Here is a 12,595-nt window from a genome sequence, read left to right on the forward strand (position 1 = left end):
CTTAAATTATGATTTACGAAGGTAATATTGTTGATGTTATTAATTCTCGAATTTTTAAGGGAAGGATAGAAGTCAAAGATGGATTAGTTTTTAAGGTTGAGGAACGCGATACGGTTTCTGATAACTATATTTTACCAGGACTAGTTGATTCTCATGTTCATATTGAGAGTTCAATGTTAACGCCTAGTCAGTTTTCTAAACTGGTTGTTCCACGTGGAACGGTGGCTGTAGTTACCGACCCTCATGAAATAGCTAATGTGTTGGGTATTGAGGGGGTTGATTATATGATTAAGGATGCAGAACAAACACCCTTAAAATGCTTCTTTGGTGCCCCATCGTGTGTGCCAGCAACTCCTTTTGAGTCGAGTGGGGCCGTTTTGAATAGTGATGATATACAGAAGCTATTAGAAAGGGATGATATTTGGTTTCTGTCAGAAATGATGAATTTTCCAGGGGTAATAAATCAAGACGAAGAAGTACTTAGTAAAATTAAAGCTGCCCATAGAAGTGGGAAGAAAATTGATGGTCATGCACCAGGAATAGTTGGGGAAGGTTTGCGTAAATACGCGCAAGCAGGCATCAGTTCTGATCACGAATGTGTATCAACAGAAGAAGCTATTGAAAAAATAAATAGAGGTATTACCGTTCAAATAAGAGAGGGTAGTGCTGCAAAAAACTTCGATATTTTAGCTGATTTATTTCGAACTCATCCTGATGAAGTAATGCTTTGTACTGATGATAGTCATCCTGATGAGATTATAAATAAAGGTCATATAGATAAAATTATAAAGAAGGGTATTGCACAAGGTTATGATATTATGTCGCTATTAAGAGCCGCAACATTAAAACCAATTCAACATTATAATTTACCTGTTGGTTTGTTAAGGAAGGGGGATGCCGCAGATTTTATTATTATAGATAACTTGACTGATTTTAATATTCTAGAAACATATATAAACGGAACGTGTGTTTATAATAATACTTTAAAGTTTGAGGTTGAAAAATCTACACCTATTAATAATTTTAATATTAGTTCGCTTTCAGAATGTGATATAAAAATTGAAAACCAAATAGGGAAGAAGGTTAGGGTTATTGTTCCAGTAGATGGTGATTTGTTAACTGATGAGTATTTGTGGGAAACCAATTCTGAAGATGAATATTTGCAACCTTTAGTGGGAGATGACATATTAAAGATTGTTGTTGTTAATCGTTATAAGTCTGAAAAACCAATTGTTGGATTCATTAAAAATATTGGAATTAAAGCAGGTGCTTTTGCTTGTAGTGTAGCTCACGATAGTCATAACTTGATTGCGGTTGGAGTGGATGATCAATCAATAGTTGAAGCATTAAATGCTATTATTGAAGAGAAAGGTGGAATTTCTGTAAAAGACGATTCGGGGGTAGATATACTCCCTCTAGAGGTGGCTGGTTTAATGACTGCATCCGATGGAGTAGAGGTAGCTCGAAAGTATGAGCAGTTAAATACGAAGGTTCAAAAGTTAGGATCTCCTTTAAAAGCTCCTTTTATGACTGTTTCATTTATGTCCTTATTAGTTATCCCATCTCTTAAAATAGGAGATAAAGGTTTATTCGATGTAAATAGATTCTCGTTTACTAGTTTATTTGTTTAATGGATAAAAGTATCAATCCTAAGATTGACTTCTTAAAGCAAAAGATAGCTGTATTACCATCAGACCCGGGAGTATACCAATACTTTAATTCTGATGGTAAAATCATTTATGTTGGCAAAGCTAAAAATCTTAAAAAGCGCGTTTCCTCTTACTTTGTTCGTAGGCCAGAGAATGGTAAAACAGCTATTTTAGTTCGTAATATTGCCAATATAGAACATATTGTAGTAGGTAGTGAAGAGGATGCCTTACTACTCGAAAATAACTTAATAAAGAAATATCAGCCTCGTTATAATGTGCTGCTGAAGGATGATAAATCATATCCTTGGATAGTTATAAAGAATGAAAACTTTCCACGCGTATTCTCTACTCGCAATGTAATTAAGGATGGTAGTTTATATTTTGGTCCTTACACTTCCACAACTATGGTTAGGACATTACTTGATTTGTTCAAATCACTCTATCCTTTACGAAATTGTAAGCTAAATCTTTCTCCAAATAAAATTGCAGAGGGTAAATATAAGGTCTGTTTGGAGTATCATCTAGGTAACTGCAAGGGGCCATGTATAGGTGAGTATGATGAAGAGTCATATCGCAAAAACATTGATGCTATTAAGAATATTCTTAGGGGTAATATTGGTTCTGTTATAAAATATCTGAAGGAATTGATGATGGCTTATGCTGCTGATTTTAAGTTTGAAGATGCTGAAGAAATAAAGCAAAAGATTAATCAGCTTAGTTCTTATCAAAGTAAATCAACTGTTGTTAGTTCTAATATTACTAACATTGATGTTTATTCAATCATTCATGATGAAGAATCTGCCTATATTAATTTTTTAAAGGTGGTAAATGGAGCCATTATTCAAGCACATACAATTGAACTTAAAAAGCGCCTTAACGAATCCAAAGAGCAGTTGTTATCAATAGCAATTACAGAAATTAGGGAGCGATTACATAGTACATCTCGAGAGGTAATTGTAAATGTAAAGCCCGATACTGATTTTAAAAACATTAAGTTCAGCATTCCCCAAAAGGGTGATAAACGAAATTTGTTAGAATTATCTGAGCGCAATGTTAAGTATTATAGACTCGAAAAGTTAAAGCAGCAATCTATACGAAAGAAAGAAACTCGAGAAGAGCGATTAATGAACACAATGCAGAAAGATCTTCGTTTGCCTTATTTGCCAAAGCATATTGAATGTTTTGATAATTCAAATATTCAAGGTGCGTTTCCTGTTGCTGCTTGTGTTGTTTTTAAGAATGGTAAACCTAGTAAGAAAGATTACCGTCATTTTAATATTAAAACAGTTGTAGGTCCTGATGATTTTGCATCGATGGAGGAGATATTAAAACGACGTTATTCACGATTACTTGCAGAAAACGAATCTTTACCGCAGCTAATAATTATTGATGGAGGAAAAGGGCAATTGGGAGCTGCCATGAAATCGTTAAGAGAAATAGGTGTGACAGATCAGGTTTCTGTTATAGGAATAGCAAAACGACTAGAAGAAATATTTTTTCCAGGTGACCCTATTCCTTTATATCTTGATAAAAATTCAGAGTCATTAAAAGTTATTCAGCACGCTCGAAACGAAGCGCACAGATTTGGAATAACTTTTCATCGTAATCAGCGTTCTAAGAATTTTGTATCGTCGGAATTAGATGAGATAAAAGGAATTGGGGATAAGACAAAAGAGAAGCTGTTATCTACTTTTAAATCGGTAGATCAGCTAAAGAAGCAGGATTTAGATAGTATAAAACTTGTGATAGGTTTATCAAAAGCAACACTTGTTTATAACTATTTTAAGACTAAAAAATAGCCTCAATAATTTGTTCTGATGATAAGTCTTTACTCTCATCATTTAAGTTGTTTAACGCCTTGTATAGAAGTTCTGGATGGTGTTTAGTATTTTGAAGTGTAGTTTCAATAGCTTCAATCATTTTCTGATCCTTAGAGTTACCTTTAAGTTTAGCATCTGTAATTATTCCTTTATTCACTTTCATGCTAATTTCAAATCGTTTTCCGTTATTACCTTTAATACGTTTTTTAAGTTCGAATTTTGGACCATAAGCAAAGTTCCAATCCCAAGTATTGTACTTATCGTTTGACAGGGTATTGATGATATCACCCTCTTCATTATTTAATGTTTTATATTCTGCACTGTAATTTTCACTAATGAATTTAGCCAATCCTTTTACGAACTCATCAACCGTTAATTCATCCTTCAGATGACTTTTTATGTTGGTAACTTTACTTCTAACCGATTTTACTGCTTTATCTTTGAATTTAAGAGGATCATTTTTTAAGCTATTTGTAAGTGCAGAAAGTTCACTTTCGAAGAGTAGTGTACCGTGATGCATAACTCTACTTTTAAAAACATGACACGCATTACCGCTTATTTTCGACCCTTCAATTAATATATCATTTCGCCCTCCAAGATGAGCATTTATATTTATCGACTTTAAAAAGTCAACCATAGGTTGGGTGTGTTTTTTAAAATTAATCAATTCGCGTTTTGCTCCGGTTGTAATAAAGCAGAAATTAATATTGCCCTTATCATGAAAAACTGTACCTCCACCAGATAGTCTCCTTACAACTGGAATATTATTTTGAATTACATAATTATAATTAATTTCAGAAAGTGTATTTTGATGTTTTCCCACAACTATACTTTTTGAATTAATATATAGGAAGAATATATCTTCAGAACAATTTTTCAAAAGGTACTCTTCGGTGGCAATATTATAATAAGGATCGTCAGTTTTACTGAGTATGATTTTCATATTGTAAGCTAATTGTACGTGTTAAAATAAATATTGAATTCTAAAGCCCTTAAATCTAAATAATTAAGATTGATAAGTTGATTTAAGTTACTGTTGTTTAGTTGATTATATTTATTATTTTTTTGTAATATTAATGAACATTTATTTTCATAAAATAGATTCTAAAAAGCATTCTTTTGAGAATATAAGTATAAATGTAACTAATTTGTTTATTCGGGGTAAACTTTTAATCTATTTGAATAGTTTTACCAAAAATGGATTAAAGATTAAAAATTGAAATGAGATTAATTATTCAGCGTGTAAGTAAAGCCTCGGTAACAATTAATAAAATTGTTAAATCATCGATTTCTGATGGTTTATTGATTCTACTGGGAATTGGCAATGACGATTCGAATGAAGATATTAATTGGCTCGCCAACAAAGTTTCGAATATTCGAATTTTTGACGATGAAGATGGAATTATGAATAAATCGATTTTAGAGACCGAAGGTGATATTATTGTTGTTAGTCAATTCACCTTAATGGCAAAAACTAAAAAGGGAAATAGGCCGTCATATATTAACGCCGCTTCTCCCGAAATATCCATTCCATTATATGAACAATTCGTTAATCATTTGAGTACTTTAATAGGTAAGCAAGTATATACCGGAGAATTCGGAGCAGATATGGACGTTAATTTAAATAATGATGGACCTGTAACTATTATTATTGATAGTAAAAATAGAGAGTAACTCAATAAAAGCGTATTTTTTTCGTTACGATTTCAATGAATAAACCCGAGATAAGTATAATTATAGTTGGATATAATGCTGCAGCATTCTTAAAGTTAACCTTGTTTGCAGTTAAAAAATCAATTGAAAATTTAAAAGCAGAGGTTATTTTCATTGATAATTCTAACAATCCTGAGTTGGTCTCTTTGGTAACAACCAATTTTCCTTTTGTACATGTGATAGGTAATAATGTGAATTTAGGGTTTGGAGGTGCAAATAACCTTGGATTACGCTATTGTAAATCAGATTTGGCACTTCTCTTGAATCCTGACACTATAATTACAGAAAGTGCTTTAAATCGTGTCATCCAATATTATAGAAATAATAGTACGATTGGAGGAATTGGCCTTAGAATGATTAATGGGACAGGTTCCTTTTTACGTGAATCAAAACGTGGATTCCCCGATATTTTCACCTCTTTCTGTAAGTTCAGTGGTTTGGCTAAGTTCTTTCCAAATAACACTAATTTTACTAGGTATTATGCGGGGCATATAGATGAGTTTGATATTCATAAAACCGATATACTTGCGGGAGCCTTTATGACTCTACCACGATTAAAAAGTGGGGACTTCTTATTATTTGATACTTCTTTTTTTATGTATGGAGAGGATGTTGACTTGTCCTACAGATTACAGCAGAACTTTGGAGAAAATATATACATAGGTGATGAATCAATAATTCATTTTAAAGGGAAAAGTACTGAGGCATCTACACATATTATTTATCATTTTTTCCACTCTATGTGGATATTTTACAAACTTCATATTAAACCTCAAAAGAATATTGTTACCAATGCTACTGTTTATTTAGGGATTAAAGGTTTATCCTATTTTCAGATGTTTCGATCGAAATATTTAGATCTTTTTAGTAGAAATAAAACTATTAATGGAACAGAATTCGATATAAGACTTATTTCAAATAATCATTCTGTAAAAAAGTATCTAAGTAACTTGCCAATGTCTAGAAATATAAATATCAGTACTTCGCTCAAAATCGATTCTGAACAACTCATTATATTTGATTTGAACTTTATTAATCAAGAGTCGGTTATTTCTTTTATGCAGGATAATTGTGGTAAATATAAATTTGGTTTTTTAACCCATGATTATTCCAACCTTATAATGAGTGAAAGTTCTTTTGATAAGGGGCAAGTATATGCTTTAAAATAATTAACTTAAGTATTTAATATGACAATAGAAGAAGCTCAAAAACAAGTAGATAATTGGATTAATACTATTGGTGTAAGATACTTTAACGAGTTAACTAATATGGCTATTTTAACCGAAGAAGTCGGTGAATTGGCCCGAGTTATTTCTCGACAGTATGGTGAGCAAAGTATTAAAAAAGGTGAAGAATTAAACCTTGCTGATGAAATGGCAGATGTTTTGTGGGTGTTACTTTGCTTGGCTAATCAAACTGGTGTTGATTTAACAAAAGCTTTAGAGGATAATATAAAGAAGAAAACCTTAAGAGATAAGGATAGACATAAGAATAACGAAAAATTATAATAGAATAAGATGGAAGAAATATTTGAAAAATACCCTTATCAATTAAACGATGAATTGATTAAAGCTGAAATTGAAAATATTATATCATCAAATATAGACCTGAATAAGGATGTAGATGCTTTAAAAACTATTTTTAGCTGCATTGATTTAACAACATTAAGTCCTACAGATTCAGTTAAATCAGTAACTGCCTTTGTTGAGAAAGTAAATCAGTTTTCTAAGGAATATGCAGAAATGCCAAATGTTGCAGCTATTTGTGTATTTCCTAATTATGCGGATACTGTAAAAACAGTTTTAAAAGTAGAAGGAGTTAATAGGGCAGTTGTATCTGCCGGTTTTCCTAACTCACAGGCCTTACAATCAATTAAGGTTACTGAGACTTCATTAGCAATTGATGGAGGCGCTAACGAAATAGATGTGGTAATTTCTATAGGAGAATTCTTCGAAGGTAATTATAAGCACGTTTTTGATGAGTTAGTGAAGCTAAAAGAAGCATGTGGCGATGTTCATTTAAAAGTTATTTTGGAAACAGGTTTATTAAATGATCCTGAATTAATTTGGAAAGCTTCGATGCTTGCAATGGAAGCCGGTGCCGATTTTATAAAAACTAGTACAGGTAAAGTTGACCCAGCAGCAACTCACGAAGCGGCTTACGTAATGAGTAAGGCAATTAAAGAATATACAGCGCAGTCGGGTAGAGTAGTAGGTTTAAAGCCGGCTGGAGGCATCTCAACAACGAGTAATGCTGTTGCATATTATTCAATTGTTAAAGAAGTACTAGGTACAATGTGGTTAAATAATACTTGGTTCCGTATTGGAGCAAGCAGACTAGCAAATGAATTGCTAAATGATATTTTAAAATTAAATGGAGAGGCTAAAGAAACAGTGAAGTTCTTTTAATTTCTATAAAACTTTAAATTAAAACCAGTATCCGATTGATGCTGGTTTTTTTGTGCTCAATACTTTCTCCAGTATTATATTTTTGAATTCCGTCATAAGCAATAAAACAAGCCCTTCTTGTTATGATTGATAGTATTGTTATAGTGAGTTGAGCAGGTTTAACCATACTCTATTATATTTTTTATAAGTTTGAAGTAAATATTAGCCGTAATTGCGCTATCAGTGCGTAATTTGGTGTTTGTTTCTAATTAAAGTAAATGAGTAATACCTTTAAACAGTTTAAGCTTACCGTAATTCAAAGTTTTTTTTACAGCTTAGGGAATTTTGCTGGAAAGTTCTCAGGAATTATCCTGCTTCCTATTTATTCATTTTATTTACCTATTGAAGAATTTGGCTTGTATGCCCTTTTTGAAGCAATATTTCAAGTGTTTCAAGTATTTTCAGGACTAGGTATTAAACTGGGACTTTCAAGGTGGTATTGGGATCAGAAAGAGGAACAGGATCGTAAGAGTTTATTTTTTACAACTTTTGTGTTTAATTCAATCGTATGCATACTATTAAGTATTATCATCTATTTTTCATTTAACCTTCTAAGTGATTATTACTTCAAGTCTCCAATAAACTCTTCACTTGCCTTACTATTTGTTGTTGGTAATTTAATTCGATTATTTACTGAGGTCCCAATGCTACTGCTTCGCATCCAACATAAGGCGAAACGACATTCGGTTCTTCAAGTTATTCAGTTACTCAGTTTTGTTGCGTTTGTAGCTGTATTTCTAGCTATTTTTGATTTAGGCTTATATGGGATATTCTGGGCTACAATTTTTTCATTTCTAATCCAAACCTTACTATTACTTCCTGATATCTTTAGAAATATATTTTTTAAAATAGAATGGAAGAAAACTATAGAAATGCTTCGTTATGGATTCCCTGTTGCATTAGGAAATATGGTGAATGTAGCTTTTGCTTTTACTGATAAATATTTCATCAATATATTTTCAAACTTAAAACAAGTCGGAACCTTTACCTTATCTCATAAAATATCCAATGTAGTTAACTTGTTGGTCGTAAATAGTTTTATTAGTGCTTATATGCACTCGTATTTTAAAACTGTGGATTCTTCGGATAGTGATTCCTTTTTTTCTCGATCATTCACCTATTTTTATTTGGTTATTTCTTTTTTTAGCCTGCTAATTATTTTGTTTATCGATGAGTTGGTACTAGTTCTTACGGCAAATAATGAACAGTATGGAGGCTCAAGTGCTATAATCCCTGTGCTTACAATAGGTTTAATTTTTGGAGGAGTTCGGCAAATGCTCTTATTGCCTATTAATAAGGTTAAGAAGACGAAAGTTATTGGTATTGTTTCAGTTGTAGCTGGAGCTATTAATGTATTGCTTAATTATTTACTTATTCCTGAATGGAAAGCTTTAGGAGCGGCATATGCTACTGGAATAGTGCAGTTATTGTCGGCTTTAACCTTATTGTATTTTACACTCAAGTATGTGAAAATGAAATTTGAGTGGCTGAGGTTATTACTATTAACAATAGCCTTTGTTTTTTGCGTATCACTAGGCTATTTGATACAGGTAGATTCAATTATCATTTCAATACTGATTAAAGTATCTATTGTGGCTTTATGGATGGGTTTATTGCTTGTAAGTAGGTTTTTATTGCCTGAAGAGCTTTTACGAATAAAACAGTTTTGGGCAAAATGGAGTAAGAAACTACCTTTCCTAAGTTAAGGTATATTTGGCTAGTTTTATTTTAAACCAATTAATTAGTTTCCTCTGTAGAGAAGTGTCATAAAATCGTTTAAAACGTGACTGAATAATAGGGTTAGATAAATTATCAGGGCAAAAATTATAATTTAATTCAGATACATTTTCAAGTTCTGAATTATATCTGCTAGTTTTTTTCATGTGAGTGCCTGATCCATCAATTCCAATATTGTTTACCAATGATTTAGATGGATAAACGCTTGGCTTTTGAGCTTTAAATCCACCGTAGTTAAATCGTATCGACCATGAGTTAATCACTTTCTGCTGCTGTTTTAAAAGCATTGTTGTTAAATCATTTCCTCCTACGTTAAATAGTATTTGTTTTTCTTTTGATTCAATAAAACTTTTAAAGTCGTTTATATCCCAATCTGTATTAAGCCAATTTTTTTTCCAAGTAGCCCAACCCCAACTGCAGTTGCGTGGTGCCAAATAACTATCAAATGAGTAATCAGTTTCCAATTTTATTGGAGGTGTATAGCCTGCAATAGACCAAATTTTGTTTGGGTTGTAGAACTGTAAGGCATTATTCATAAAGGTGATAAAGCCAGGAGTTGTAACTAAATCATCCTCTAAAACAATTACCTCATTGTGATTTTTAAAAATTGAAGTAACCCCTTCTATAATTGACTGAGCTAGCCCTTTATTTGTGTCAGAAATAATCAGTTTAACATCCTTAAAGCCGGTTACGGTATTTAAATAATTATGTAATTTTTCGATTAAAGGAATATCGCTTTCTGTCTTTGCTCCATCTGAGAATATAAAAAGACTGCTTTTTAGCGCATTTTTATTCTTTGCCAATGCCTCAATCGTTTTTTTTGTGTGATCGAGTCTATTGTATGTAAAAAGTGCTATTGGTGCAAAATTATTCATATAGTTATACTTGTGAATATTACTTAATGTCTTTATATAAGTTTACTCCTTTTATTTCTTCAAGATACTTTTTAATCGATTTATTAAGGGATGTCTTATTATTTAACAATTTATCAGTTGATTCAATAATGCCTTTAGTAGTACTATCGGTAACACTAAAATAGTAATCCATTAAATTAAAGGATTTCATAACATGCTCATATTTATGTGCCCACCCAATAACTAAACATGGTTTACCTAGTTTTAAAGAGTGTATTAATCCATGATATCTTGAAGCAATTACTATTGAACTTTGTGCAAGTAATTGTTGAATTTCGTATGGATCGAGATCTTCATTAATTAATTGAATATTGGTTTTTTTAGTTTCTTCAAAAATTGCGTTACAAATTTGCTCGTCATCTGCCGAATGGCGGATGATTGAAATATTATGGCCTTTTTCTGATAAATGATTACATAATTCTGAAAATAGGCTGATAACCTCATTTTGAGGTCTTAATTTGGTTAGTTGTTTATTAGGTATAATTATTATTGAGTCTTCCTTAACTTCGTAATGTGCAGTATTCGAGTGTGCTTTGTGTATATTATTTATATCAACTTTCTCTGATTGTAAAACAATATCGAATGAATCAATAACACCCTCTGTTCTAATCTTACTAAGTTCTACTCTGCACTTAGGTTCACGTATAAAGATTTTTTCAGGATAACTGAGGTACTTTTTAATAAAGGGGAATAGTATTAACTTTTTCCAGCCTTTAAAATTAAATGGTCCAATGGACTGCGGCAAAAAGACAAATGGCACATTGAATTTTTTCGCGACCTTTACAGGAAATAGGGTAGCATAGGTCCACAAAGGGTGTTGATTATGAGAGCTTACACCATAGCCACTAATATCAAATACAAGATCAGCGGTTTTAAAGTGCTCCATTATTTCTTTTTCAGGATTACTAATAGGCTTAGGCTTAACAAGTAATTTTACAATTGGAAACCCTAATCTAAGCACAGTTCTAATATGCATGTTCACAATTTCAAATGCATATTTATTTTTGTCGTTAGAGGTAAGAGAAGGGAATAGATCGATCATTACGATATCTGAATTTGGATATTCCTTTTTCAAAGAATCAACCACACAGAAAAGCATTGATTGTGCGCCTTTATTTATAAAATTACCTCCTGTAATTAAAATCTTATTCATTTTAGTTGTACTGTCTTAATTGTTCTAAGGGCTTACGTACTGAACACGCTAACATACTATTCTTTTCAGGATATCCATAGGCAATTAACATTATTGGTCGTTCAAATTTTTGTAACGAGAGTAATTCTGCCATTTGTTTATCTTTTGTCTTGTCTTCGGGCCAATTTAATGGGCAAGAGCCTATGTTCATACTTTCTAATGCAAGCATCAGATTCATTGAAGCTAAACTTGCATCTATATACATCAAATGTCTGTCGCCAATTGACGGAGAAACATTCATTTGCCCAATTACGGCTATAATTGCGGGTATATGATCGGCAAAGCCCGTTGTTCCGCCGGCTAAATTAGATGTTTTTTTAGCTAGTTGAGGGTCGTCGATAACCCTAAACATAAATGGCTGACGATTGCAGCTACTTGGGGCTAATCCCGCAACGGTAATAGCTTTATCTATTAGGCTTCTTTCGGGTAATTGCTCATTGGTAAAAAAACGGACTGACTTTCTTTTATGAGCAAGTTTTTTAAACTCCTCAAATGAGTTATCCTTATTTTCATTGGATAAGGAGTAAGGTGTAAATTCAACTTGCCTGGAAGCCCTATTTTCAATATTTGTAAAAATATTTTTTGCCTTATCTATTGTTGGATGAGAATCAGTTACGCTAAAGTATTTTTCAAGTATATCGTGTGCCCAATTTAATTGATCATTTTGTGAGTTCAGGCTTATTATCTTTTTATAAAGAATTGTTGTATCCTCAATATAATCTAGAGCAAAGATACTTCGCCTATTTTTCATCAATAATCCTTTTTCAATTCTATGAATATTTCTTCTTAGAAGGAAGAGGTTTTCAGTGTTATTATTTTTTTTGTAGATGTAGTCCTTTCTTGCAGCAATAAACATCGCCACTTCATAGTTAAATGCCTTAGAGAATATAAAGTAGATGGTTTTTAATCCGGGTATATTTAGTATTAATGGATACAAGAATTGATATTGTATAGATTCTTTTAATTGAAAGAATCGTATGTATATCTTTTCAGAAAAATGATCTCCTCCTATAAGGTTGAGAAGTTTCTTTATTATCAATCTCATCTGCTATAATTAATTTTGAAGCTTCGAAATTATTAAAAGCATTTTATATTGTCATGATAATCAAATAGAATTTTCAGG

Annotated in this window: 11 protein-coding genes; 7 read left to right on the forward strand and 4 right to left on the reverse strand. The window is 31.9% G+C overall.

All coding sequences use genetic code 11. The features are described 5' to 3' along the window. Positions 1-8: 8 nt before the first annotated feature. Positions 9-1,631 (forward strand): adenine deaminase, encoded by a 1,623-nt coding sequence (ade, locus tag A8B35_RS20490; protein ID WP_075603846.1) that lies wholly within the window; start codon positions 9-11, stop codon positions 1,629-1,631. After that, complete coding sequence (gene uvrC, locus A8B35_RS20495; RefSeq protein WP_075603847.1) at positions 1,631-3,448, forward strand: excinuclease ABC subunit UvrC; 1,818 nt, start codon at positions 1,631-1,633, stop codon at positions 3,446-3,448. The genes ade and uvrC overlap by 1 nt, the downstream gene beginning before the upstream one ends. Here uvrC and A8B35_RS20500 read toward each other — a convergent pair. Continuing rightward, positions 3,438-4,412, reverse strand: coding sequence for a lipoate--protein ligase (locus A8B35_RS20500; protein ID WP_075603848.1), 975 nt, complete (start codon positions 4,410-4,412; stop codon positions 3,438-3,440). The two genes, uvrC and A8B35_RS20500, sit on opposite strands and share 11 nt — an antisense overlap. A gap of 278 nt (positions 4,413-4,690) precedes the next feature. Between A8B35_RS20500 and dtd the strand changes: the two genes are divergently transcribed. From dtd to A8B35_RS20525, 5 genes are all read left to right on the forward strand, one after another. Then, positions 4,691-5,143 carry a D-aminoacyl-tRNA deacylase gene (dtd, locus tag A8B35_RS20505; RefSeq protein ID WP_075603849.1) on the forward strand — a complete coding sequence of 151 codons (453 nt, stop codon included), beginning with the start codon at positions 4,691-4,693 and terminating at the stop codon, positions 5,141-5,143. Positions 5,144-5,178: 35 nt separating this feature from the next. After that, the gene (locus A8B35_RS20510; protein WP_075603850.1) at positions 5,179-6,351 is read left to right on the forward strand and encodes a glycosyltransferase; all 1,173 of its coding nucleotides are present in this window, start codon (positions 5,179-5,181) and stop codon (positions 6,349-6,351) included. 18 nt (positions 6,352-6,369) lie between these two features. Next, on the forward strand, positions 6,370-6,690 hold the full coding sequence (locus tag A8B35_RS20515) for a nucleotide pyrophosphohydrolase (protein WP_075603851.1): 321 nt from the start codon (positions 6,370-6,372) through the stop codon (positions 6,688-6,690). A gap of 9 nt (positions 6,691-6,699) precedes the next feature. Next, positions 6,700-7,590, forward strand: a complete 891-nt coding sequence (gene deoC, locus A8B35_RS20520; protein ID WP_075603852.1) for a deoxyribose-phosphate aldolase — start codon at positions 6,700-6,702, stop codon at positions 7,588-7,590. A 257-nt stretch (positions 7,591-7,847) separates the two neighbouring features. After that, the gene (locus tag A8B35_RS20525) at positions 7,848-9,335 is read left to right on the forward strand and encodes an oligosaccharide flippase family protein (protein ID WP_075603853.1); all 1,488 of its coding nucleotides are present in this window, start codon (positions 7,848-7,850) and stop codon (positions 9,333-9,335) included. Here A8B35_RS20525 and A8B35_RS20530 read toward each other — a convergent pair. From A8B35_RS20530 to A8B35_RS20540, 3 genes are read right to left on the reverse strand one after another with little or no spacing between them, the layout of a single operon-like run. After that, a complete protein-coding gene (locus tag A8B35_RS20530) occupies positions 9,327-10,241 on the reverse strand; it encodes a glycosyltransferase family 2 protein (protein WP_075603854.1) in 915 nt (304 codons plus the stop codon). The genes A8B35_RS20525 and A8B35_RS20530 overlap by 9 nt on opposite strands. Positions 10,242-10,260: 19 nt before the next feature. After that, the gene (locus A8B35_RS20535) at positions 10,261-11,433 is read right to left on the reverse strand and encodes a polysaccharide pyruvyl transferase family protein (protein ID WP_075603855.1); all 1,173 of its coding nucleotides are present in this window, start codon (positions 11,431-11,433) and stop codon (positions 10,261-10,263) included. A gap of 1 nt (position 11,434) precedes the next feature. Continuing rightward, entirely contained in the window at positions 11,435-12,517 is a 1,083-nt protein-coding gene (locus tag A8B35_RS20540) for a nitroreductase family protein (protein ID WP_083634609.1), read from the reverse strand. Between the last annotated feature and the right edge of the window lie 78 nt (positions 12,518-12,595).

The organism is Saccharicrinis aurantiacus, assembly GCF_001660705.2.
In the GTDB taxonomy this organism is placed as follows: Bacteria; Bacteroidota; Bacteroidia; order Bacteroidales; family Marinilabiliaceae; genus Saccharicrinis; species Saccharicrinis aurantiacus.

What these genes read in the sequence shown, in the direction of transcription:
- dtd (WP_075603849.1), top strand. Translation starts at nt 4,691, where the DNA reads ATGAGATTAATTATTCAGCGTGTAAGTAAAGCCTCGGTAACAATTAAT.
- A8B35_RS20515 (WP_075603851.1), top strand. Translation starts at nt 6,370, where the DNA reads ATGACAATAGAAGAAGCTCAAAAACAAGTAGATAATTGGATTAATACT.
- A8B35_RS20500 (WP_075603848.1), bottom strand. Translation starts at nt 4,412, where the DNA reads ATGAAAATCATACTCAGTAAAACTGACGATCCTTATTATAATATTGCC.
- ade (WP_075603846.1), top strand. Translation starts at nt 9, where the DNA reads ATGATTTACGAAGGTAATATTGTTGATGTTATTAATTCTCGAATTTTT.
- A8B35_RS20510 (WP_075603850.1), top strand. Translation starts at nt 5,179, where the DNA reads ATGAATAAACCCGAGATAAGTATAATTATAGTTGGATATAATGCTGCA.
- A8B35_RS20535 (WP_075603855.1), bottom strand. Translation starts at nt 11,433, where the DNA reads ATGAATAAGATTTTAATTACAGGAGGTAATTTTATAAATAAAGGCGCA.
- A8B35_RS20525 (WP_075603853.1), top strand. Translation starts at nt 7,848, where the DNA reads ATGAGTAATACCTTTAAACAGTTTAAGCTTACCGTAATTCAAAGTTTT.
- deoC (WP_075603852.1), top strand. Translation starts at nt 6,700, where the DNA reads ATGGAAGAAATATTTGAAAAATACCCTTATCAATTAAACGATGAATTG.
- A8B35_RS20530 (WP_075603854.1), bottom strand. Translation starts at nt 10,241, where the DNA reads ATGAATAATTTTGCACCAATAGCACTTTTTACATACAATAGACTCGAT.
- A8B35_RS20540 (WP_083634609.1), bottom strand. Translation starts at nt 12,517, where the DNA reads ATGAGATTGATAATAAAGAAACTTCTCAACCTTATAGGAGGAGATCAT.
- uvrC (WP_075603847.1), top strand. Translation starts at nt 1,631, where the DNA reads ATGGATAAAAGTATCAATCCTAAGATTGACTTCTTAAAGCAAAAGATA.